17 protein-coding genes and 2 pseudogenes are annotated in these 22,889 nt (G+C 72.5%); 10 read left to right on the top strand and 9 right to left on the bottom strand.

Features of this window, described 5'->3' with window-relative positions; translation table 11 throughout:
• The first annotated feature begins 4 nt into the window (after window positions 1–4).
• From kdpB to JM949_RS03645, 5 genes and pseudogenes are all read left to right on the top strand, one after another.
• On the top strand, window positions 5–2,167 hold the full coding sequence (kdpB, locus tag JM949_RS03665) for a potassium-transporting ATPase subunit KdpB (RefSeq protein WP_203147038.1): 2,163 nt from the start codon (window positions 5–7) through the stop codon (window positions 2,165–2,167).
• Entirely contained in the window at window positions 2,167–3,048 is an 882-nt protein-coding gene (locus JM949_RS03660) for a potassium-transporting ATPase subunit C (protein ID WP_203147037.1), read from the top strand. Before kdpB ends, JM949_RS03660 begins: the two co-directional genes overlap by 1 nt.
• Window positions 3,049–3,119: 71 nt before the next feature.
• Window positions 3,120–5,667, top strand: a pseudogene (locus tag JM949_RS03655) (DUF4118 domain-containing protein).
• Window positions 5,664–6,344 (top strand): response regulator, encoded by a 681-nt coding sequence (locus tag JM949_RS03650; protein ID WP_203147036.1) that lies wholly within the window; start codon window positions 5,664–5,666, stop codon window positions 6,342–6,344. The pseudogene JM949_RS03655 and the gene JM949_RS03650 overlap by 4 nt, the downstream one beginning before the upstream one ends.
• A gap of 99 nt (window positions 6,345–6,443) precedes the next feature.
• Window positions 6,444–8,447 (top strand): FAD-dependent oxidoreductase, encoded by a 2,004-nt coding sequence (locus JM949_RS03645; RefSeq protein ID WP_203147035.1) that lies wholly within the window; start codon window positions 6,444–6,446, stop codon window positions 8,445–8,447.
• 8 nt (window positions 8,448–8,455) lie between these two features.
• Here JM949_RS03645 and JM949_RS03640 read toward each other — a convergent pair whose 3' ends face one another.
• Entirely contained in the window at window positions 8,456–9,418 is a 963-nt protein-coding gene (locus JM949_RS03640; protein ID WP_238432521.1) for an SDR family oxidoreductase, read from the bottom strand.
• A gap of 144 nt (window positions 9,419–9,562) precedes the next feature.
• On the opposite strand from JM949_RS03640, the gene JM949_RS03635 reads away from it, so the two are divergent.
• The gene (locus JM949_RS03635; RefSeq protein WP_203147034.1) at window positions 9,563–10,318 is read left to right on the top strand and encodes a dienelactone hydrolase family protein; all 756 of its coding nucleotides are present in this window, start codon (window positions 9,563–9,565) and stop codon (window positions 10,316–10,318) included.
• Here JM949_RS03635 and JM949_RS03630 read toward each other — a convergent pair.
• The 8 genes from JM949_RS03630 to JM949_RS03595 all read right to left on the bottom strand — a co-directional run bounded on the left by JM949_RS03630 (window position 10,243) and on the right by JM949_RS03595 (window position 17,602).
• On the bottom strand, window positions 10,243–11,535 hold the full coding sequence (locus JM949_RS03630; RefSeq protein WP_238432520.1) for a major royal jelly family protein: 1,293 nt from the start codon (window positions 11,533–11,535) through the stop codon (window positions 10,243–10,245). The two genes, JM949_RS03635 and JM949_RS03630, sit on opposite strands and share 76 nt — an antisense overlap.
• A gap of 128 nt (window positions 11,536–11,663) precedes the next feature.
• Window positions 11,664–12,545, bottom strand: a complete 882-nt coding sequence (locus JM949_RS03625; RefSeq protein WP_203147033.1) for an SMP-30/gluconolactonase/LRE family protein — start codon at window positions 12,543–12,545, stop codon at window positions 11,664–11,666.
• Entirely contained in the window at window positions 12,502–13,506 is a 1,005-nt protein-coding gene (locus JM949_RS03620; protein WP_309231990.1) for a sugar kinase, read from the bottom strand. Before JM949_RS03620 ends, JM949_RS03625 begins: the two co-directional genes overlap by 44 nt.
• A complete protein-coding gene (locus JM949_RS03615) occupies window positions 13,503–14,123 on the bottom strand; it encodes a bifunctional 4-hydroxy-2-oxoglutarate aldolase/2-dehydro-3-deoxy-phosphogluconate aldolase (protein ID WP_203147032.1) in 621 nt (206 codons plus the stop codon). The genes JM949_RS03620 and JM949_RS03615 overlap by 4 nt, the downstream gene beginning before the upstream one ends.
• An 11-nt stretch (window positions 14,124–14,134) precedes the next feature.
• Window positions 14,135–14,971, bottom strand: coding sequence for an aldose epimerase family protein (locus JM949_RS03610; protein WP_309231989.1), 837 nt, complete (start codon window positions 14,969–14,971; stop codon window positions 14,135–14,137).
• Window positions 14,968–16,113, bottom strand: a complete 1,146-nt coding sequence (gene dgoD, locus JM949_RS03605) for a galactonate dehydratase (RefSeq protein WP_203147030.1) — start codon at window positions 16,111–16,113, stop codon at window positions 14,968–14,970. The genes JM949_RS03610 and dgoD overlap by 4 nt, the downstream gene beginning before the upstream one ends.
• Window positions 16,110–16,820, bottom strand: coding sequence for a FadR/GntR family transcriptional regulator (locus JM949_RS03600; RefSeq protein ID WP_203147029.1), 711 nt, complete (start codon window positions 16,818–16,820; stop codon window positions 16,110–16,112). The genes dgoD and JM949_RS03600 overlap by 4 nt, the downstream gene beginning before the upstream one ends.
• Window positions 16,821–16,855: 35 nt before the next feature.
• A complete protein-coding gene (locus JM949_RS03595; RefSeq protein ID WP_203147028.1) occupies window positions 16,856–17,602 on the bottom strand; it encodes an SDR family NAD(P)-dependent oxidoreductase in 747 nt (248 codons plus the stop codon).
• Window positions 17,603–17,946: 344 nt separating this feature from the next.
• On the opposite strand from JM949_RS03595, the pseudogene JM949_RS36415 reads away from it, so the two are divergent.
• The 4 genes and pseudogenes from JM949_RS36415 to JM949_RS03570 all read left to right on the top strand — a co-directional run bounded on the left by JM949_RS36415 (window position 17,947) and on the right by JM949_RS03570 (window position 22,879).
• Window positions 17,947–19,055 (top strand): annotated as a pseudogene (locus JM949_RS36415) (ABC transporter substrate-binding protein).
• Window position 19,056: 1 nt separating this feature from the next.
• The gene (locus JM949_RS03580) at window positions 19,057–19,974 is read left to right on the top strand and encodes a carbohydrate ABC transporter permease (RefSeq protein WP_203147025.1); all 918 of its coding nucleotides are present in this window, start codon (window positions 19,057–19,059) and stop codon (window positions 19,972–19,974) included.
• Window positions 19,974–20,795, top strand: coding sequence for a carbohydrate ABC transporter permease (locus JM949_RS03575; RefSeq protein WP_203147024.1), 822 nt, complete (start codon window positions 19,974–19,976; stop codon window positions 20,793–20,795). Before JM949_RS03580 ends, JM949_RS03575 begins: the two co-directional genes overlap by 1 nt.
• Complete coding sequence (locus tag JM949_RS03570; RefSeq protein WP_203147023.1) at window positions 20,792–22,879, top strand: alpha-galactosidase; 2,088 nt, start codon at window positions 20,792–20,794, stop codon at window positions 22,877–22,879. Before JM949_RS03575 ends, JM949_RS03570 begins: the two co-directional genes overlap by 4 nt.
• Window positions 22,880–22,889: the final 10 nt, after the last annotated feature.

Raw genomic sequence — 22,889 nt, 5'->3', positions numbered from 1 at the left:
GGACATGTCCGTGACATCCGGGCAGCTCGCCACCGGAGGCAACCGGATCGGCGGGGGCCTGCTCGACCCCAAGCAGCTGCTCCGGTCCCTGCCGGACGCGGTACGCAAGCTCAACCCGGCCACGTTGTGGCGTAACCCGGTGATGCTGATCGTCGAGGTTGGCGCGGCCTTCACCACCGTCCTGGCGGTGACCGATCCGTCGGTGTTCGCCTGGGCGATCACCATCTGGCTCTGGTTGACAGTGGTCTTCGCCAACCTGGCCGAGGCGGTCGCCGAGGGCCGGGGCAAGGCCCAGGCCGCCGCGCTGCGGCAGGCCAAGCAGGACACCATCGCCACCCGGCTGATCGACTGGCAGCCCGGTGCCCGTGCCAACGCCTACCGCGACGAGGCGGTGCCCGCGCCGCAACTGCGCCAGGGCGACATCGTGCTGGTCGAGGCGGGCGGCATCATCCCCGGCGACGGCGACATCGTCGAGGGCATCGCCAGCGTCGACGAGTCGGCCATCACCGGCGAGTCGGCCCCGGTCATCAGGGAGTCCGGCGGCGACCGCAGCGCGGTCACCGGTGGCACCAGGGTGCTCTCCGACCAGATCATCGTGAAGATCACCCAGAAGCCGGGGGAGAGCTTCATCGACCGGATGATCGCCCTGGTCGAGGGCGCCAACCGGCAGAAGACGCCGAACGAGATCGCGCTGAACATCCTGCTCGCCGCGCTCACGATCATCTTTCTGCTGGCCGTGGTCACCCTCCAGCCGCTGGCGATCTTCTCCAAGGCGTACCAGGCCGTCGCGCCGGACAGCGGGGCGATCACCGGTTCCGGTGTGACCGGCGTCGTGCTGGTCTCGCTGCTGGTCTGCCTGATCCCCACCACCATCGGCGCGTTGCTCTCCGCCATCGGCATCGCCGGCATGGACCGGCTGGTCCAGCGCAACGTGCTGGCGATGAGCGGCCGAGCCGTCGAGGCGGCCGGCGACGTCAACACCCTGCTGCTGGACAAGACCGGCACCATCACGCTGGGCAACCGGCAGGCCGCCGAGTTCGTACCGGTCGAGGGGGTCGACGCGGCGACCGTGGCCGACGCCGCGCAGCTGTCCAGCCTGGCCGACGAGACCCCGGAGGGGCGCTCGGTGGTCGTCCTGGCGAAGAACGAGTTCGGGCTGCGCGAGCGCGAGCCCGGCGTCATGCCGCACGCCACCTTCGTGCCGTTCACCGCGCAGACCCGGATGAGCGGCGTCGACCTGACCCCGGACGGCGGCGCGGTGGGCACGGCCCGCCGGGTCCGCAAGGGCGCCGCCGCCGCGGTGATGAAGTGGGTACGCGAGAACGGCGGCCACCCGACCGAGCAGGTCGGCGAGATCGTGGACGCGATCAGCGGCACCGGCGGCACCCCGCTCGTGGTTGCCGAGCACGTCGACGGTGAGCCCGCCCGCGCCCTGGGCGTCATCCACCTCAAGGACGTGGTCAAGTCCGGAATGCGGGAGCGGTTCGACGAGATGCGCCGGATGGGCATCCGGACCGTGATGATCACCGGCGACAACCCGCGTACCGCGAAGGCGATCGCCGACGACGCCGGGGTGGACGACTTCCTGGCCGAGGCGACGCCGGAGGACAAGCTCGCGCTGATCAGGCGGGAGCAGGAGGGCGGCCGGCTGGTCGCGATGACCGGTGACGGCACGAACGACGCGCCGGCGCTCGCCCAGGCCGACGTCGGGGTGGCGATGAACACCGGTACGTCGGCCGCCAAGGAGGCCGGCAACATGGTCGACCTCGACTCCGACCCGACCAAGCTGATCGAGATCGTGGAGATCGGCAAGCAGTTGCTGATCACCCGTGGCGCGCTGACCACGTTCAGCATCTCGAACGACATCGCGAAGTACTTCGCGATCATCCCGGCCATGTTCGCCGGCCTCTACCCGAGCCTGGACGCGCCGAACATCATGCGGCTGTCCAGCCCGGAGTCGGCGATCCTGTCCGCCGTCATCTTCAACGCCCTGGTGATCATCGCGCTGATCCCGCTCGCCCTGCGCGGCGTGCGGTACCGGCCGGCCGCCGCGTCGAAGCTGCTCAGCCGCAACCTGCTGGTGTACGGACTGGGCGGCATCATCGTGCCGTTCATCGGGATCAAGCTCATCGACCTGCTCATCCAGTTCGTCCCGGGGATTTCGTGATGCGCCTACCCACCTGGATCGCCCAACACCTCGCCGCGCTGCGCGCCCTGCTCGTCTTCACCGTGCTGCTCGGCCTGGTCTACCCGCTGGCCCTGGTCGCCCTCGGTCAGCTGCCCGGCCTCAACCACAAGACCGACGGCTCGCTGATCACCGTGGGCGGGAACACCGTCGGCAGCTCGCTGATCGGCCAGTCCTTCACCGACGCGGACGGCAACCCCGTCCCGCGCTACTTCCAGTCCCGCCCGTCGGCCGCCGGCGACGGCTACGACCCGACCGCCACCTCGGCCAGCAACCTCGGCCCGGAGAGCGTGGTCGACACCATCGCCACCGACCCGGAGAAGTCCAGCGAGAGCCTGCTCACCCAGGTCTGCGGGCGCAGCAAGGCGGTCGGCGAGCTGAACGGCGTGGACGGCGGCCGCCCCTTCTGCACCGACGACGGCGTGGGCGCCGTGCTCGCGCTCTTCCGCGCCGACGGTCTGACCGGCCCGGTCACCCGGGTGGTGAGCGTCAACCAGGTCGCCCCGGCGACGCCGTTCGTCACCTCGTACCAGGGGGTCGCGGTGGAGTTGGCCAAGCCCGGCGAGGACTACGTGGCGGCCGGCGGAGTGGTCACCCCGATCCGGGGCGACGCGCCCGCCGACCCGGCCGTGCCCGCCGACGCGGTCACCGCCAGCGCCAGCGGCCTCGACCCGCAGATCAGCCCGGCGTACGCCGAGTTGCAGGTGAACCGGGTCGCGCGCGAGCGCGGCGCGGACCCGGCGGCGGTCCGCAAGCTGGTCGAGGAGCACACCAGCGGGCGGGCGCTCGGCTTCATGGGGCAGCCCGGCGTCAACGTGCTGGAGCTGAACCTCGCCCTCGACGAGCAGGTCGCCGCGCGCTGAGCACCCTCGCGGCGGGACCGGGCCCACCGGGCACGGCCCCGCCCGCCGATCTGACCAGGGAGGATGGTCCCGTGCCACGCGGAGAACTGCGCATCTATCTCGGGGCCGCCCCCGGCGTCGGCAAGACGTACGCCATGTTGGAGGAGGCCCAGCGCCGGGCCGCGCGCGGCACCGACGTGGTGATCGGTTTCGTGGAGACCCACGGCCGCCAACACACCGCCGCGATGCTCGGCGACCTGGAGCAGGTGCCCCGCCGCGCGATGGAGTACCGGGACGTCGAGTTCACCGAGATGGACCTGGACGCGGTGCTGGCCCGCCGGCCGGAGGTCGCCGTGGTCGACGAGTTGGCGCACAGCAACGTGCCCGGTTCCCGGCACGACAAGCGCTGGCAGGACGTCCAGCAACTGCTCGACGCGGGGATCGACGTGCTGTCCACGGTGAACGTGCAGCACCTGGAGTCGGTGAACGACGTGGTCGCGCAGATCACCGGCACCATCCAGCGGGAGACCGTGCCGGACGAGATCGTCCGCGCCGCCGAGCAGGTCGAGCTCGTCGACATGACCCCGGAGGCGCTGCGTCGCCGGATGGCGCACGGCAACATCTACCGACCCGACAAGATCGACGCTGCGTTGGGCAACTACTTCCGGGTCGGCAACCTCACCGCGCTGCGTGAGCTGGCGCTGCTCTGGCTGGCCGACAAGGTCGACGAGCAGCTCGACCGCTACCGCAGCCAGCAGGGCATAGCGGCCACCTGGGAGGCCCGGGAACGGGTGGTGGTCGCGCTCACCGGCGGGCCGGAGGGCGAGACGCTGATCCGCCGGGCGGCCCGGGTCGCCGCCCGCAGCAAGGGCGCCGACCTGCTCGCCGTGCACGTGGCCCGCAGCGACGGCCTGGCCGGTGCCGACCCGGCCCAGCTGGCCCGGCAGCGGGTGCTGGTGGAGAGCCTGGGCGGCACGTACCACCAGGTGCTCGGCACCGACGTGCCGGCCGCGCTGCTCGACTTCGCCCAGGGCGTGAACGCCACCCAGCTGGTGCTCGGTGCCAGCCGCCGGGGCCGGCTCGCGCAGATCTTCGCCCGGGGGGTCGGGGTGACCACCACCGCGCGCTCCGGCTCGATCGACGTGCACCTGGTCACCCACAAGCAGGCCGGCAAGGGCCGGCGGGCGGCGGCCGTGCCGGCGGCGCTGTCCCGACGTCGCCGGCTGCTCGGCTTCGCCCTCGCCGTGCTGGGCGTGCCACTGCTCACAGTGCTGCTGAAGACCCTGCCCGACCTGACCCTCACCAACGACATCCTGCTGTTTCTCGCCGGGGTCGTCGGGGTCGCCCTGGTCGGCGGGGTGTGGCCGGCCCTGGTCGCCGCGCTCGGCGGATCGCTGCTGCTCAACTGGTTCTTCACCCCGCCGTACCGCACGCTGACCATCGCCGAGGCGGACAACCTGCTCGCCCTGGCCGTCTTCGTCGGGGTGGCGCTGGCCGTGAGCTGGATCGTCGACGTGGCCGCCCGGCGGACCCGGGAGGCCGCGCGGGCCGCCGCCGACGCACAGACCCTCGCCGCCGTCGCCGGTGGCGTGCTGCGCGGCGAACGCCCGCTGCGGCCCTGCTCGACCAACTGCGGGAGACCTTCGGGCTGCGCGCGGTGAGCGTGCTGGAGCTGGCCGAGGAGGCCAGCGGGCGTCCGGAGCGGGCCCGCGAGGAGCACGCCTGGTGCGTGGTGGCGAGCGTCGGCGAGCAGCCGGCCTGCACGCCCGGCGGCGGCGAGACGGCGGTACCTGTCGACGACCGGATCACCGTGGTGCTCAGCGGCCGGCGGCTGGAGGCCGCGACCGGCGGATCGTCGAGGCGTTCGCCGCCCAGGCCGCCGTCGCGCTGCGCCAGCAGCGACTCGCCGAGGAGGCGGCCACCGCCCGGCCCCTCGCCGAGGCGGACCGGATGCGCACCGCGCTGCTCGCGGCGGTCAGCCACGACCTGCGGACCCCGCTGGCGTCCGCGAAGGCCGCGGTGACCAGCCTGCGCAGCCACGACATCGAGTTCGACGAGTCCGACCGCGAGGAGCTGCTGGAAACCGCCGAGGAGTCACTGGACCGGCTCGCCCGGCTGGTCGGCAACCTGCTCGACATGAGCCGGCTCCAGGCGGGCGTCCTGGGCATCTCGGCGACCGCGATCGGCCTGGAGGACGCCGTACCCCTGGCGCTCGACGAACTTGGCCCGGCGGCCGCGACCGTCGGCACGGACATCCCGGCCGACCTGCCGGCCGCCACCGCCGACCCGGGCCTGCTGGAGCGGGTGCTCGTCAACATCGTCGCCAACGCGCTGCGCTACAGCCCGCCCGAGCAGCCGCCCACGATCACCGCCAGCGCCCACGCCGGGCAGGTCGAGCTGCGGGTGATCGACCGGGGCCCGGGCATCCCGGAGGACCAGTGGGAGCATGTCTTCCTGCCGTTCCAACGCCTCGGTGACCGGGACAACCAGACCGGCGTCGGTCTCGGTCTTGCCCTGTCCCGGGGGTTGGCCGAGGCGATGGGTGGCAGCATCACCCCGGAGACCACCCCCGGCGGTGGGCTCACCATGGTGCTGCGGTTGCCGGCCGCGCCGACCAGCTCGGAGGGGCCGCAGGAATGACGCGCATCCTGGTCGTCGACGACGAACCGCAGATCCTGCGGGCCCTGCGGATCAACCTGCGTGCCCGCCGCTACGACGTGGACGTCGCCGGCACCGGAGCCGCCGCGTTGAAGGCCGCCGCCAGCCACCCACCCGACCTGGTGGTGCTGGATCTCGGCCTGCCCGACATCGACGGGGTGGAGGTGATCCGCGGCCTGCGCGGATGGACGGCCGTGCCGATCATCGTGCTCTCCGGTCGGGCCGGCAGCGAGGACAAGGTCGCGGCGCTCGACGCGGGAGCCGACGACTACGTGACCAAGCCGTTCGGGGTGGAGGAGCTGCTGGCCCGCATCCGGGCGGTGACCCGCCGGCTCGGCGCGCCCAGCGAGGCGGTGCCGGCGCTGCGGATCGGCCAGCACACCGTCGACCTGGCCGACCACAGTGTGCGGCGCGACGACGGCACCGAGGTCAAGCTGACCCCCATCCAGTGGAGTGTGCTGGAGAAGTTGCTGCGCCACCCCGGCAAGCTGGTCAGCCAGCGTCAGCTCCTCCAGGACGTGTGGGGTCCGGAGTACCAGAACGAGACCAACTACCTGCGGCAGTACCTGGCCCAGCTGCGGCGCAAGCTGGAGGACGACCCGGCCCGCCCCCGGCACCTGATCACCGAGCCGGGAATGGGCTACCGCTACTGCCCCTGACCGGTTGACACCCACCGGCAGAGATTGAAGAATTTCGCTAGCAGCGGCAGCGGCGTGCTTCTGTAACCGTCCCCTCCGGTTACCCCTCGGGAGTTCGCCGTGTCTCTGCCCCTGTCCCGTCGTCGACTGCTGACCGCCGGCGGCGCCGGCCTCGTCCTGGCCGGGCTCACCGGCCCGTCCCGCCCCGCCTGGGCCGCCGTCACCACCGTCGACCTGGTCGTCTACGGCGCCACCTCCGGCGGGCTGGCCGCCGCGATCGCCATGCGTCGGCTCGGCCGCACCGCGGTGGTGGTCGAGCCCACCGCCCACGTCGGCGGGCTGAGCACCGCCGGGCTGGGCGCCACCGACACCGGCGTGCAGGCGTCCATCGGCGGGCTGGCCGCCGAGTTCTACCGCCGGGTGTACGTGAAGTACCACGGCGGAACCCTCACGCCGACCTCGCCGCTGCGGATGACCTTCGAACCGCACATCGCCACCCAGGTCTTCGCGGAAATGCTGGCCGAGGCGGGTGTGCCGGTGGTCGTCGGCGCGCGGCTGGCCGGTCTCGGCCGGACCGGCAACCGGATCACCGAGCTGCGCACCGAGGACGGCTCGGTCTACCGGGGTGGCGTGTTCGTCGACGCGACCTACGAGGGCGATCTGCTGGCCATGGCCGGCGTCGGGTTCACCGTCGGGCGGGAGTCGAACGCCACCTACGGCGAGACGATCAACGGGGTGCAGTCGCGCAACACCCACCAGTTCGGCTACCCGGTCGACCCGTACGTGACGGCCGGGTCGCCCGCCAGCGGCCTGCTGCCGGGGATCTCCGCCACCCCACTCGCCCCGCAGGGCAGCGGCGACGACCGGATCCAGGCGTACTGCTTCCGGATGTGCCTGACCCAGGCGGCCAACCGCATCCCGTTCGGCCGGCCGTCCGACTACGACCCGATCGACTACGAGCTGCTGCTGCGACACATCCAGGCGGGCTTCGCCGGGCCGTACTTCACCACCCACTCGGTCGGCGGCGGGAAGACCGACTCCAACAACAACGGCGCGGTCTCCACCGACCACATCGGCTTCAACCACGCGTACCCGACGGCGAGCTGGGCGGCGCGGGAGAGCATCATCGCCGAGCACCGCAGCTACCAGCAGGGGCTGATGTGGTTCCTGGCCAACGACCCCCGACTGCCGGCGTCGGTCCGCGACTCGACCGCCCGCTGGGGCCTGCCGGTGGACGAGTTCACCAGCACGGGTGGCTGGCCGCCGCTGCTCTACATCCGTGAGGCCCGCCGGATGGTCTCCGCCTACGTGATGACCGAGGCCGACTGTCGGGGCCGGGTGCGGGCCAGCGACTCGGTGGGCCTGGCGAGTTACACGATGGACTCGCACAACTGCCAGCGGGTGATCGTCGACGGCAAGGTCCGCAACGAGGGGGACGTGCAGATCGGAGTGCCGCAGCCGTACCCGGTGAGCTACCGGGCGATCGTGCCGCACCAGGCGCAGTGCGCCAACCTGATCGTGCCGGTCTGCCTCTCCGCGAGCCACATCGCGTACGGCTCGATCCGGATGGAGCCGGTGTTCATGATCCTCGGGCAGGCCGCCGCCACCGCGGCGTCCCTGGCGCTCGCCGGCAACCTCGCCGTGCAGGCGGTGTCGGTGCCCGCCCTCCAGGCCCGGCTGCGGCAGGACGGCGCGGTGCTGGAGTGGGGCTCGACAAGCGAGGTCATCCTGGACAACGCGGCGTCCACCGGGATCACCCGCGCCGGGACGTGGCTGCGCAGCACCAGCGTCGGCGGCTACTACGGCCCGGACTACGAGCACGACGGCAACACCGCCAAGGGGGTCAACCGGCTGCGGTTCCGCCCGACCCTGCCCGCGTCCGGGTCGTGGACCGTGCAACTGCGCTGGACCGCGGACCCGAACCGGGCGAGCAACGTGCCGGTGGACATCGCGTACTCCGGCGGGGTGGCCACCCGGACGGTCGACCAGCGGCAGTCCGGGGCCCAGTGGGTGCCGCTGGGCACCTACCCGTTCACGGCGGGCACCGACGGGAGCGTGTTGATCCGCACCGAGGACACCGACGGCCACGTGATCGCCGACGCGGTGCGCTTCGTCCGCGCCTGACCGCCCGGTCATCCGCCGGAAAACTCGACCCCCACCAGCCGCTCCGAGACGGTCCAGAGCCGGGCGGCGTCGTCGGTGCGCCGGGCGGAACGGTAGACGGCCAACTCGGTCGGCGCCCCGGTGAACTGGCCCAGCCCGTCCGGGCCGTAGAACCGGCCGCCCCGCGCCTGCGGGCTGGTGGCCGCGTACAGGGCGGGGCGCAGCCCGGCCTGCACCGAGTGCACCAGGAAACCCCACCGGGCCAGCCGACTCAGCACCGCGTGGTGCGGGGAGGGCCGGCGGCGACCCAGGTTGGGACCGGACGCGTACAAATTCGTCATCGTGGTGCCCGGGTGGGCGACGTTGCTGACGATGCCCCAGCCGCCGGCCCGACTGCGCCGGTCCAGCTCCAGGCCGAAGTGCAGGTTGGCGAGCTTGGCCGCGTTGTACGCGCGGATCGCCGCGTACCGGTTGCCGCTCTGGAGGTCGTCCCAGTCCAGCCGGCCGGAGCGGGCGGCGCTGCTGGACATGGTGGTGACCCGGGCCCGTCCGGCGCGCAGCAGTGGCAGCAGCCGTCCGTTCAGCGCGAAGTGGCCGAGGTGGTTGGTGCCGAACTGGAGTTCGAAGCCCTCGGCGGTGGCGTGTCGGGTGGGTGGCGTCATCACCCCGGCGTTGTTGATCATCAGGTGGATCGGTCGGCCCTCGGCGAGCAGGGTGTCCGCCAGGGCGGCGACCGAGTCCAGCGAGGCGAGGTCCAGGTCCCGGGTCGACACTGTGGCACCCGGCGCGGCGGCCCGGACGACGTCGAGCGCGGCGGCGCCCTTGACCGGGTTGCGGACCGGCAGCACCACCTCGGCACCGGCCTGTGCCAGTCGGGTGGCCAGGCCGAGGCCCAGGCCGTCGCTGCCGCCAGTCACCACGGCGAGCTTTCCGGTCAGGTCAGGAACGGTCAGGTCGAGCACGACAACCCCCAGGTCGACGGTGTCCCACAACGGTCGTGAGCAAGCCTGGGTCGGCCACCGACGATCACCCAGGGCGGGCTTGTCCAGGGATCGGCGGTCCCTGGGTGTCGAGCAGGGCGGCCGGATGGCGAGTAGCGTCCTGGACAGACCAAGATCGACGGACGAGGAGGCACGGTGCAGACGACGACGGTGGACATCCCGACCGACGACGGGATCGCGGACGCGTCACTGACCCGCCCGGACGGTGCCGGGCCGTTCCCGGCGGTGCTGCTCTTCATGGACGCCATCGGGCCGCGCCCGCGCCTGGTGGAGATGGCGGAGCGGATCGCCGCGCGGGGCTACCTGGTGCTGACACCGCACCTGCTCTACCGGGGCGGCCGGGCACCGCTGTTCGACCTGTCCCGCCTCGGTGAGGCTGACGGGCGGGCCGCCCTCTTCGCGAAGGCCATGCCGCTGATCCACGCGTTGACCGCCGACGTGATCAGTCGGGACACTGCCGCCTACCTCGACTTTCTGGCCAGCCGGGACGACGTCCGGCCGGGCCCGGTGGTGATCACCGGTTACTGCATGGGCGGCACCAACGCGCTGCGGTCCATCGAGGCGCACCCGGACCGGATCGCGGCGATCGCCAGCTTCCACGGCGGGCGGATCGTCACCGACGCGCCGGACAGCCCGCACCTGGGCGTCGGCTCGATCACCGGCGAGGTGTACTTCGGGCACGCCGACGCCGACCAGTCGATGACAGCGGAGCAGATCGCCACGCTGGAGAAGGCGCTCGACGCCGCCGGGGTGCGCTACCGCTCCGAGGTGTACGAGGGCGCGCACCACGGCTTCACCATGGCCGACACCCCGGCCTACGACGAGCGGGCCACCGAGCGCCACTGGGCGGCCCTGTTCGACCTGCTGGACCGCACCCTGCCCGTCGCCTGACGGCTGGCGTGCCCGCACGACACGCCGAAACGGTTCCGCTCCGGCAATCTTGGACAGTTTCCGTCAGCAGGTAACGGAAACTGTCCAAGATTGCGTCGGCGACGCGGCGCGGGCTCAGCGGCGCAGCAGCACCGGGCCGGCGTCGATCCGGGTCCGGAACAGCGCGTACGGCTTGCGCCGCAGGTCCTGGCCCCGCTGGTACTGCGGCTGCCGGTGCAGCTGGTTGGCGGTGACGTAGAGGTGCCCGTCGGTGGCCACGACATGGTGTCCGGCCAGAGCAGTCGCGGGTCGTGGACCACTGTCTCGTACCCGCCGTCCGGCAGCCGGCGCAGCACCGCGTTGTGCTCGTAGGAGGTGATGTACAACCGACCCGCGTCGTCGCTCTCCAGCCCGTCCGACGCGGTGCCCTTGTCGCCCTCGTCGACCACTGTCGCGGCGGCCGCCTCCTGGGTGACGCCCGGGTCGGCTAACGCCTCGGTGGAGACGCTGTACCAGCGTCGGGACGTCAGCGGGCAGTAGTAGAGCCGGCTGCCGTCGGCGGAGATCGCGATGCCGTCCGAGCCCATCGCCACCGGCTTCGGTGGCCCGTCCGCCGGCCGTTCGAGGAACGGTCGGCCCTCGACCACCGGCCGGAACATCGTCAGCGGCTCCGCCTTGGTGGACGGGTGGTCGTGCAGCCGTCGCCAGGACGCCCCGCTGGCCAGGTCCACCACGATGATCCCGTTCGGCCCGGACAAGGCCGAATCGGTGATGTACGCGACGCCGGCCTCGCCGCGCCGCAGGTCAAAGCGGACGTCGTTGAGGTATGTCGTCGGCAGTGCCACGTCCGCCGGAAAGGTGATCACCTGGGCCACCGTGTCGGTTTCCAGGTCGATCCGGACCAGCTTCGGGCCGCCCGGCCTGGTGGGCTGGAACATCGGGCTGCCGGTGTCCAGCACCCAGAGCCGGTCGGCCGGGTCCACCACGATGCTCTGCACGGACACGAACGCGCCCGCGTCGTCGTCGCCGGACGGGTCGTTCCACGCCTGGTCGGGATAGGGCACCTCGCGGCCGTCGCGCAACTCGACCACGGTGGCCGGAACCTCGTCACCCCACTTCGGGAAGTTGACGAAGATCCGGCCCCGGTGCGAGACGCTCACGCCGGTCGGCATCGGGCCGGTGAAGGTGTGCACCAGCTCCAACTCGCCAACCGGCTCGTCGCCGACCGGCCCGTTCATGACGCCCGTCCCAGCATGCTCATCGTCGCTCCCCTGTCGGTTCGGTGCCGCGCTCCGATCCGGCTATTCCCGCCCGGGGGTCCGGTATGCCTCGCCGTGGTCCGGGTCGTCGGCCACGTGCCCGGGCGTCAGCCCAGCGGCGCGGCGGCACGCGCGGCGGGCAGGCCGGGGACCGGCACGTCCACCGCGAGCAGCGCGCCGTCCTCCGGGCCCGCCCGGTCCAACCCCACCCTGGCGGTGCCGATGAAGAGTCTGCGCAGGCCGGGGCCGCCCAGGCAGATGCCGGCCGGCTGCTGGGCCGGCAGCCTGATTTCCCGGTCGAGGGTGCCGTCCGGCCGGTAGCGGCGTACCGCGGAGCCGCCCCAGAGCGCGATCCAGAGATGACCGGCCGCGTCGACAGTCATGCCGTCCGGGCCGCCGTCGGCGGCGGGCAGCCGCAGGAACGGCTCCCGCCCGTGCAGGGCCCCGGTCGCGGGGTCGACGGTGAACCTGTCGATCTCGCCGCGCGGCGTGTCGGCCAGGTACATGGTGGTGCCGGCGGCGTCGAACGCCGGCCCGTTCGGGATGGTCAGCCCGGTCACCGCGGGCACCGGCGCCGCGCCCGGGGTGAGCCGGTACAGCGTGCCCTCGCCGGGCACCGCCGCGTACGTCATGCTGCCGGCCCAGAAGTGGCCGTGCGGGTCGGCGACCGCGTCGTTCATCCGGGTGGGCTCGGGTGCGGCACCGACCAGGTCGGCGACCGGTCGGGCGTCGCCGGTGGCGGGCAGCACCGTGACGCCGGTCCCGGCGGCGGCCAGCCACTCCCCGGGTCGGCCGGCCACCGGGGCGACCGCGCCGAGCGGTACGTCGAGACGGCGCACCTCGCGCAGTGGGGCGGGGGCGTCGCCGTCGGTCTCCAACAGTCGTCCGGCCAGCAGGTCGACGAGGACCAGGCGGTCGTCGACCCAGCGCAGCCCTTCGCCCAGCTCAAGCCGGTCGCTGCTCCAGACGGTCGGTTCGGTCAGCTCCATGGTGCTCCTCCAAAGGATCGTCAGCGGACCGTACCGCCCGGCTCGTGGTCCAGCAGCGCCAACTCGTTCCGGTCGGGCAGGCCCTCCCAGTCGCCCCGGGTGGCGACCGCGAACGCGCCGGTGGTGACGGCCCGGTCCAGGCGGTCCGGCGGGTCGCGCCGTCGAGCCAGCCGGAGAGCAGCCCGGCCACGAAGGCGTCGCCCGCGCCGACGGTGTCCACCACCGGCACCGTCCGGGCTGGACGGTGGACGGTGCCGGTGGCGCGGTGACTGGTCGCCCCGCCGGCCCCGTGCTTGACCACGACCTCGGTCACCCCGGCGGAGAGCAGCGCCCGGGCCGGGTCGGTCTCGTCGGACAGCACAGCCAGCTCGTCGTCGGAGGCGATCACCAGGTCGACCGAGGGCAGCAGGGGTCGCAGCGCGGCGGCGGCCTCGGCCACCGACCAGAGCCGCTGTCGGTGGTTGACGTCCAGGCAGACGGTGCTGCCCGCCGCCCGGGCGCGGCGCACCGCCGCCACCACCGCCCGGTACGGCTCGTCGCCCAGCGCGCAGGTGATGCCGGTGACGTGCAGCAGCCGGGGTGGTGGCCCGGCCGCGTCGAAGGCGCCGGCCACGTCCTCCGGGCGCAGCCGGGAGCCGGCCGACCCGGCGCGGTGGTAGGTGACCCGGTTGATGTCGGCGACCCGATTCTCGAAGAGGATCAGCCCGGTGGGGGCGGTGGCGTCGACCCGGGACCAGGTGAGGTCGACATTTTCCGCGCGCAGCGTGCGGCGGACCAGCTCGCCGGGCTCGTCGGCGCCGGTGACGCCGACCCAGGCGGCCTGGTGGCCGAGCCGGGCCAGGCCGATCGCCACGTTCGACTCGGACCCGGCGACGGAGATCCCGGCGGTGCCGCCCAGCCGCAGCGGGCCGGTGGTGCGGAAGGCCGCCATCGTCTCGCCGAGCGTGAGCAGGTCGGTCACGGCCGGACCGCCGTGAGGAAGGCGGCGGCGCGCTCGCGCAGCGCCGCCGGGTCGCCGCCCCGGACGGCGTCACCGAGCAGCGGGGAACCGACACCGACCGCGACCGCACCCCGGTCCAGGTAGCGCCGTGCGCCGGTCGCGTCGACCCCGCCGACCGGCACGATCGGGGTGCCGGGGAACGGGTCCCGCAGAGCGCCGAGGTAGTCGGGGCCGCCGAGGGAGGCCGGGAACAGCTTGACCGCGGTGGCGCCGCCACCGGTGGCCTGCACCACCTCGGTGGGGGTGAGGGCACCGGCGAGCACCGGCAGCCCGAGCCGGCCGCCCTCGGCGAGACTCGGCGCGAGCGCCGGGGTGACCAGGAAACCCGCGCCCGCGTCGGCCGCCGCGTGGGCGTCCTCGGCGCTGAGCACGGTGCCCGCCCCCAGGGCGAAGTCCGGGCCGAGGGTGGCCCGGGCCCGCCGGATGGTGCCGAGCGCGTCGGCGCTGGTCAACGAGATCTCGACGAGCGCGACGCCGCTCTCGGCCAGGGTGAGCACGGCGGTCAGCGCCGCCGCCGGGTCCGGGCCGCGCACGATGGCCAACAGCCGATGGGTACGCAGCTCGTCGAGCAGGTTCATCACAGGTGTCCTCAGTGGATGCGGTGGGCGGAAATGGTGAGTCGCCAGGTGACCTCACCGGCGGGTGGCACGACCGCCGCGTCGGTGGGGCCGGCGTCGGCCAGGTCGAAGGCGGCACCGAGCATCGGTTCGACGCCGATGCTGCGGTAGGGGGCGTCGGCCGGCCAGCCGCCCAGGTTGCGCCAGAGGGCCGTGCTGCGGGGTTGGTCGGCGCACTCCAGCTCAAGGGTCAGCCGGTCGACGCCGTCGGTCACCTGGACCCGAGGGCAGTCCAGCAGCACCGCGCCGAGCGCTGTCCCGTCGTCCGGGCCGAAGGTGTCCAGGGTCAGCCCGGCGGGGGCCGGCCACGGCCCGGCCAGCCAGGGCTCGCCGGTGGGCCAGCTGCCCGGCGGTAGCAGCGCGGCGGCCTCCGGGTGCAGTCGGGTGGTGGTGCCGGTGGGCGCGTCGAGACGGGCGGCGGGGGAGAGGCCGAGCAGGGCGTGCGCGGCCCAGACGAACCGGTGCCCAGGGTCGGCGGCGAGCCGGTAGTCGGCCACCACCACGCCGCCGTCGTCGGTGATCCGGCGGCTCAGCGTGAAGGCCGGCCGCTCGACGACCACGGTTCCCGGGCCGGCGCTCCGCCACGGCCGCGACCACACCTCACCGTGGTCCGGCTCGCCGCGCACGGTGGGCAGGCACTCCTCCAGCCCGCCGGCGTCGACGAACGCGTCGTCGGGGCGTACCTCGTTCCGGCCGGGCTCCGGGCCACGCCAGAGCCACTCCCGACCGCCGCCGTGCAGGCTCGTCCACCGTCCGCCGTGCGCCGCGTCGTACGCCACCCGCAGCGCCACCGGCTTCGCGCCGGTCACCACTCGGCGAACGACCCGTCGGTGTGCTGCCAGACCGGGTTGCGCCAGGCGTGTGGGGTCTGGGCGGCCTTGCGGACCGCTGCCTCGTCGACGGTGATGCCCAACCCGGGCCGGTCGAACCGGGCGATGTGCCCGTCCACGAACCGGAACGGCTCCGGGTCGACCAGATAGTCAAGCAACTCCGAGCCGGCGTTGTAGTGGATGCCGATGCTCTGCTCCTGGATCAGGAAGTTCGGCGTCGCGAAGGCCACCTGGAGGCTGGCCGCCAGCGAGATCGGGCCGAGTGGGCAGTGCGGGGCGAGCAGCGCGCCGTACGTCTCGGCCAGCGCGGCGATCCGGCGGACCTCGGAGATCCCCCCGGCGTGCGACAGGTCCGGTTGGACCACCGTGACCCCGGCCCGCAACGGGCCGAGAAACTCGGAGCGGCCGTAGAGCCGTTCGCCGGTGGCCACCGGGATCGGCGTGCTGGCCACGATGTCGCCCAGGTGGTGGGCCTGGTCGGGCAGGACCGGCTCCTCCACGAAGAAGGGGCGCAGGGCGGTCAGCTCGGGCAGGATCCGGCGTACCGCGGCCAGCCCGGCCCGGCCGTGGAAGTCCAGCGCGATGTCCCGGTCCGGGCCGAGCGCCTCGCGGGCGGCGGCGACCCGACCGATGATCGCGTCCACCTCGGCCGAGGTGGGGATCGGCGAGAGCTGCCCGCAGGCGTTCATCTTGACCCCGGTGAGACCGGCGGCGGCCTGCGCGGCGGCGGCGTCGGCCACCTCGTCGGGCTCGTCGCCGCCGATCCACGAGTAGATCCGCACCCGGTCCCGGACCGGCCCGCCGAGCAGCGCGTGCACCGGCGCGCCGTACGCCTGCCCGGCGATGTCCCAGAGTGCCTGGTCGAGGCCGGCGACCGCGCTGGAGAGGATCGGGCCTCCTCGGTAGAAGCCACCCTTGGTGAGCACCTGCCAGTGCTGCTCGATCCGCAGCGGGTCCGCGCCGATCAGGTATTCGGAGAGCACCTCGACCGCGCTGCGCACCACCTCGGCGCGGCCCTCGACCACCGGTTCACCCCACCCGACCAGCCCGTCGTCGGTCTCCACCCGGCAGAACAACCACCGTGGCGCGACCAGGAAGGTCTCGATCCGCTCGATCTTCACTGACTGCCCCTTCGTCCCCGTGCCTTCTCGACGTCGCGGACGGCCTTGTCCAGCAACTCACGCATCGCGGTCTCGGCCGCCGTCTCGTCCCGCTCGCGTAGCGCGTCGACCACCGCGCGGTGGCTGGGCACCGGGTCGTCGTGCGCGGTGCCGCCGTGCACCAGACGGTCCCGTTCGGCGAGCCCGGTCTCCATCACCACCTCCATCCGCTCCAACAGCTCGTTGTGGGTGGCGGCGAGCAGCGCACGGTGGAAGGCGAGGTCGGCCGCGATGGCGGCGGCGGGGTCCCCGTCGGCCTCGGCCATCTCGGTGAGGGCCCGGTCCAGCGCGGCCACGTCGTCGTCGGTGGCGCGGGTGGCGGCCAGTCGTGCGGCGGCCGGCTCGATGATGGCGCGCACCTCGTGCAACTGGTCGAGCAAGCGCTGGTCGGTGCCCTCGGCGAACTGCCAGCGGATCACGTCACCGTCGAGCAGGTTCCAGTCCGCCCGGGGTCGGACGAAGGTGCCGCGCTTCTGCCGGGCGTCGACGATGCCCTTGGCGGAGAGGACCTTCAGCGCCTCGCGGAGCGCGGTCAGGCTGACGTCGAACTCCTCCTGCAACGCGACGAGGTTCAGGGTCGCGCCGGCGGCGATCTCACCGGTGAGGATGCGACGGGCGATCGCTTCGACGGTCTGCCCGTGGATGCCGCGGCGTGCGTACTGTGCCAATGCTCCTGGCCTTTTCGCTGGTCGGTATCGATCTCTCAGGCCGAGGCTTTCACCGCTGTCCAGCCACCGTCCACCACGAGGCTCGCGCCGGTGACGTAGGCGGCGTCCGGTGAGGCGAGGAAGGCGATCGTCGCGGCCACCTCGTCCGGGGTGCCGAAGCGTTTGGCCACGGTCTCCGCGACACTCTGCCGCCGGTCCTCTTCGGACACGTCGGCCCAGGCGGCGGTGAGGATCGGCCCGGGCAGCACGGTGTTGACCCGCACCTGCGGGCCGTACTCCACGGCGAGCTGGCGGCCGAGCGCGACCAGGCCACCCTTGGCCGCGGCGTACGCGGGTCGGCCGGGCAGCCCGACCAGCGCGTGCACCGAGGAGATCAGCACCACCGCGCCCGAGCGCGCCCGCAGGTCGTCCAGGCAGGCGCGGACGCCGAGGAAGGAGCCGGTCAGGCTGACCCCGAGCTGGTGGTCCCAGGACTGTCGGCTGGTCTCGTGCGCCGCAGCGACCCGCACCGCGTACGCGGTGCTGACCAGGATGTCGACCGGGCCGAGGTGGTCCCGGGTGGCGGCGACGGCAGTCGCCCAGTCGGCCTCGTCGCTGACATCGCCCATTACGGACAGTGCTCGACCGCCGCTGGCGGTCAACTCCTCGGCCAGCGGGGTCGGGTCGGCCACGTCGAAGAGCGTGACGGCGGCTCCCTCGGCGACGAGCCGCCGGGCGGTGGCCGCGCCGATCCCACCCATCGCACCGGTGACCAGCGCGTTCTTGCCTTCCAGCCGGCGCATAGGCTGATCCACCTGACCCTCGCCTTGATCTCAACTAACCATTAATTACGAAGATATCTTGACAGCCGGCGGCGGCCGATGCAACCTTCTCGTCACAGCATTCACATGGACGACACATCGCGCGGTGACGCTGAGTGTCGTAGAGGAAGGGATACCTCGTGAGCGACTTCGACCCCGGTCGCCGGCGATTCCTTGGCCACCTTGGGCTCGCCGGCCTGGGCGCGCTCGGCGCCAGCTCGTTCCTCAGCGCGTGCGCCAGCTCCGCCAGCGGACCGGCGACGAGCAGCGGCTCGGGCGCGGTCACGATCCAGTCCAACCTCTCCTCGCCGCAGGCCAAGGCGGCGATGGAGAAGCTGATCGCGAACTTCAACGCCCAGGGCAAGGGCACGGCGAGCCTGAACACCATCGCCTCGGAGACCTTCCGGACCCAGCTGCCGACCTACCTGACCTCGGCGAACCCGCCGGACCTCTACACCTGGTACGCGGGCTCGGTCGCCAACGACTACGCCAGCAAGAACCTGCTGCTGGACGTCTCCGACGTCTGGAAGACGCTCGGCGACTACCCGCAGTCGCTGCGCACCCTCTCCACCGACGCCAGCGGCAAGCAGATCTTCGTGCCGATGAACAACTACTGGTGGGGCTTCTTCTACCGCAAGTCCAACTTCGCCAAGTGGGGCGTGCAGGAGCCGAAGACCTGGGCCGACTTCCTGGCGCTCTGCGAGACGCTGAAGAGCAAGGGCGTTCCGCCGATCGGCATCGGCTCGGCGACACCCCGTGGGTGGCCTCGGCCTGGTTCGACTACCTCAACATCCGGATCAACGGCGCGCCGTTCCACCGCGAGCTGCTCGCCGGCAAGCAGCGCTTCGACGACCCCAAGGTCAAGGCGGTCTTCACCCGCTGGCGCGAGGTCCTGCCCTACTTCGACCCCAAGGGCAAGGCGTACCCGTTCCAGGAGGCGACCACCGCGCTGCTGGCCGGCAAGACCGGCATGTTCCTGATCGGCACGTTCTTCGCCGACGCGGCGCCCAAGGACGCCCTCGGTGACCTGGACTTCTTCCGGTTCCCGATCATCGACCCGGCGGTCCCGCTGGCCGAGGAGGCGCCGACGGACGGCTTCTTCGCCAGCGCGAAGACCGCCAACCCGACCGGCGCCAGGGCCCTGCTCGGCTACCTCGCCGGGGTCGAGGCCCAGGAGGCGTACGTCAAGGCCAGCTCCGGCATCGTGCTGCCGGCCAACCCCAAGGCCAAGGCGTCCGACTCGCCGCTGGTGGCCAAGGGCAAGGCGATGCTGGACGAGGCCAAGGAGCTGACCCAGTTCTTCAACCGCGACTCCAGCGACGCGCTCCAGCCGACCGCGGACACCGCGCTGACCAAGTTCATCGACAAGCCGGACCAGATCGACGCGATCCTGCGGGAGTGGCAGGCCGGCGCCGAGAAGGTCTTCAAGGGCTGACGTGACAGCAACGATCTCCACGACCTCGGTCACCCCCACCCAGCGGCGGCGACGGTCGGCTCGACTGTCGCCGCTGCTGGTGGCGTTCGTCCTCGTACCGTTCGCGGTCGAGAGCGTCTGGGTCTTCTGGCCGGCGATCCAGGGCTTCTGGTTCTCCCTCACCCGCTGGGACGGGATGACGTCGCCGACCTTCGTCGGCACCGACAACTACGTCGAGCTGGCCGGCGACGCCACCTTCCGGGGCGCGCTGGTCAACACCGTGATCTGGCTGGTGCTCTTCGGCGGCCTCTCCGTGCTCGGCGGTTTCGGCATGGCGCTGCTGTTGCAGAAGGAGCGGCGCGGCGTCGGGTTCTACCGGGCCGCGCTCTTCACCCCGGTGGTGTTCTCGCTGGTGGTGACCGCCCTGGTGTGGCGGGTCTTCTACCAGCCCGACGGCATCGCCGACACGCTGCTGCGGGCGGTCGGCCTGGAACACCTGATCCGGCCCTGGCTCGCCGACCCGCAGACCGCCCTGTACGCGGTGATCCTGCCCGCGCTGTGGCGGCAGATCGGGTACGTGATGGTGCTCTTCCTGGCCGGCCTCAAGGCGATCGACCCGGCACTGCACGAGGCCGCCCGGATGGACGGCGCCAACTCCTGGCAGCGGCTGCGGCACGTCACCATCCCCCAGATGAAGGGGGTCAACGCCGTCGTGCTCTCGGTCATCGTGATCGACTCGCTGCGCTCGTTCGACATCGTCTGGTCGCTGACCAAGGGCGGCCCGTACCACTCGTCGGAGCTGCTCAGCACCTACATGTACTCGACCGCGTTCCAGAGCCTGCGGCTGGGCTACGCCTCCGCGATCGCCGTCGTGATCTTCGTGCTCGCGTTGGCCGTCATCCTCGGCTACCTGGTCCGCGCGTTCCGGGAGGAAGCCTGATGAACAAGCTCCGTACCGGGGCCTTCCACACCGGCATGATCCTGCTCTCGCTGCTCTGGCTGGGCCCGGTGCTCTGGGTCGTGGTGATGTCCACCCGGTCGTTCGACGACATCGCCGCGCACGGCGTCGGCAGCCTGCCCCGGTCCTTCACCCTGGACACCTACCGGCAGGCGTGGACCGACGGCGGCGAGCTGCGTGCACTGATCAACAGCATGCTGGTCACCGTTCCGTCGGTGCTGCTGAGCCTCGCGCTGGCCGCGATGGCCGCGTTCGCCCTGAGCCGCTTCCGGATTCCCGGGCGGCGGACCATCCTGCTGCTGATGCTCGCCGGCAACCTGTTGCCGCCGCAGATCCTGCTCATCCCGGTGGCCAAGTTCAGCGAGCTGACCGGCCTCTACGACACGCTCTGGGCGTTGATCGCGGTGCAGGTCGGCTTCGGGCTCGGCTTCTACACCTTCGTCCTGCACGGCTTCATGCGGGACCTGCCGGGTGAGATCCAGGAGGCGGCCACCATCGACGGTGCCGGCACCGCGCAGATCTTCACCAGGGTGATGCTGCCGCTGACCCGGCCCGCGCTGGCCGCGCTCGGCGCGCTCTCCTTCACCTGGATCTTCAACGACCTACTCTGGGCGATCACCGTGCTACGTACCGACGACAACATGCCTGTCACCCCGGCGCTGCTCGCGCTACAGGGGCAGTTCGTCTCCTCCTGGAACGTCATCGCCGCCGGCACGGTCATCGCGGCCGTCCCCACCGTCGCGGTCTTCCTGCGCTTCCAGCGGCACTTCGTCTCCGGCCTGGCGCTGGGAGCGGTCAAGTGACCGCCGCGCCGGGGCAGCGTTGGACGCTGCGTGGCGCGCACACGGAGTACACGGTGCGGGTGCCCGCGCACGGCCGCTGGCTGGAACTGGTCGCGTGGGGGCCGCACGGCGTCTCCGACGGCCCCTCGCCGGTCGGGTACGACGGCCCGGTGCCGTTCCTCACCGCCGGGGACGCCGCCCCCATCGAGTACGCGACCGACGCCGACCGCCCGTTCACCGGCGCCGATCTGGTGATCGAGACCTCGAACGGGCAGCGCCGGGTGGGCTTCGTGCACACCGACGCGCGGGTCGACGCCGACCAGCGGGAGCTGGCCGTCGACTTCGCCGACCCGGGCACCGGGCTGCGCGCCACAGTGCACTACCGGGTGCCCGCCGGCACCGACGTGGTGCAGCGCTGGGTGGAGCTGACCAACGACGGCACCGGCCCGCTGCGGGTGGTCCGGGCCTCGTCCGGTGGGTTCTGCGTACCGACGCCGCACGGCGCGCTGCTCAGTCACCAGTGGGGGCAGTGGGCGCAGGAGTTCCAGCTCTCCCATGTCGAGCTGGGCCACGGCGCGTTCCGGATCGGCAGCTCCCAGGGCGTACCCGGGCACCTGCACGTGCCCTGGCTGGCGGTCCGGGACACCGCCGAGCCGGAGGGCTCGGTCTGGGGGATGGCACTGGCCTGGACCGGTTCGTGGCAGATCACCGCCGAGCGGGACACCGGTGGCCTGACCCGGGTCCAGGTCGGCCGTCAGCTGGTCGACGGCCCGCTGGAGCTGGCCTCCGGCGAGCGGCTGACCCTGCCGGTGGTCACCGGGGCGTACAGCCCGGACGGCCTGGACGGGCTGGCCCGGGTCTGGCACACCCACCAGCGGCTGCTGGCCGCCGACCGGCTCACCCCGCGCCCGGTGCTCTACAACTCCTGGGAGGCGACCTACTTCGCGGTCGAGGCGGAGAGTCAGCTCGCGCTCGCCCGGATCGCCGCCGAACTGGGCGTGGAGACGTTCGTCGTGGACGACGGCTGGTTCGTCGGCCGCAACGACGACACCGCTGGGCTGGGTGACTGGACGCCCGACCCGGCGAAGTTCCCGGCCGGGTTCGACGCGTTCATCGCCGACGTCCGGGCGCTCGGGCTGAACTTCGGGCTCTGGGTCGAACCCGAGTGCGTCAACCCGAAGTCAAACCTCTACGCCCAGCACCCCGAGTGGGTCTACTCGGTGGACGGCCGACCTCTCACCCCGGTGCGCAACCAGTACCTGCTCGACCTGGGTCGACCGGAGGTCGCCGAGTTCGTGCACTCCACTGTGGACGGTCTGCTGCGCCGGTACGACATCGACTACCTGAAGTGGGACTTCAACCGGCCGCGTACCGAGCCGGGTCGGCCGGGTGGGGTCGGCCCGCTCGACCTGGACGGCGCGCACGTCGCCAACCTGCACCGGATCTACGAGCGGCTGCGCCGGGACCACCCCGGTGTGCTGATCGAGGCGTGTGCCGGTGGTGGCGCGCGGACCGACCTGGCGATGGCCGCCCGCTCCGACGTCTTCTGGCCCAGTGACAACACCGGCCCGCTGGACCGGCTGGCCATCCAGTACGGCTTCCTGCACGCCAACGCACCACACCTGCTCAGCTCCTGGGTCACCGACGCGCCCGGCCTGTTCGACCGCCGGCCGCGAACGCTGGCGTTCCGGTTCGTTCTAGCGATGGCCGGCGTGCTCGGCATCGGCGCGGACATCCGGGCGTGGACACCGCAGGAGCGGGCCGAGGCGGCCGGCTGGATCGAGCGCTACAAGGAGATCCGGGACGTCATCACGACCGGCGAGGTGCACCTGATCGGTGGCCCCGACCAGGCCCGTTGTGCCGTGCAGTACACCGCGCCGGACCAGGGCCCGGTGGTCGTCCTGGCCTGGCACACCGGCCGGCTCGACGGTGCCGGCCTGCTGCCGTCCCGCCCGGTCCGGCTGCCCCTGCGGGGCCTCGACCCGACCGCCCGGTACGCCCACGGCGACCAGCGCTACTCCGGCAGCCACCTCGGCGCGGTCGGCCTGCCCGTGCAGTGGAGCCCGACCCACGACGCCGACCTCATCGTGCTGACCCGCGACTGAGGCCGGAGCA

The organism is Micromonospora tarensis, from assembly GCF_016803395.1.
In the GTDB taxonomy this organism is placed as follows: domain Bacteria; phylum Actinomycetota; class Actinomycetes; order Mycobacteriales; family Micromonosporaceae; genus Micromonospora; species Micromonospora tarensis.
Note: the sequence above shows the minus strand (reverse complement) of the source record. Positions and strands in the feature narration are given on the sequence as shown.

What these genes read in the sequence shown, in the direction of transcription:
- JM949_RS03625 (WP_203147033.1), bottom strand. Translation starts at nt 12,545, where the DNA reads ATGGAGCTGACCGAACCGACCGTCTGGAGCAGCGACCGGCTTGAGCTG.
- kdpB (WP_203147038.1), top strand. Translation starts at nt 5, where the DNA reads ATGTCCGTGACATCCGGGCAGCTCGCCACCGGAGGCAACCGGATCGGC.
- JM949_RS03575 (WP_203147024.1), top strand. Translation starts at nt 19,974, where the DNA reads ATGAACAAGCTCCGTACCGGGGCCTTCCACACCGGCATGATCCTGCTC.
- JM949_RS03660 (WP_203147037.1), top strand. Translation starts at nt 2,167, where the DNA reads ATGCGCCTACCCACCTGGATCGCCCAACACCTCGCCGCGCTGCGCGCC.
- JM949_RS03615 (WP_203147032.1), bottom strand. Translation starts at nt 14,123, where the DNA reads ATGAACCTGCTCGACGAGCTGCGTACCCATCGGCTGTTGGCCATCGTG.
- JM949_RS03650 (WP_203147036.1), top strand. Translation starts at nt 5,664, where the DNA reads ATGACGCGCATCCTGGTCGTCGACGACGAACCGCAGATCCTGCGGGCC.
- JM949_RS03595 (WP_203147028.1), bottom strand. Translation starts at nt 17,602, where the DNA reads ATGCGCCGGCTGGAAGGCAAGAACGCGCTGGTCACCGGTGCGATGGGT.
- JM949_RS03630 (WP_238432520.1), bottom strand. Translation starts at nt 11,535, where the DNA reads ATGAACGGGCCGGTCGGCGACGAGCCGGTTGGCGAGTTGGAGCTGGTG.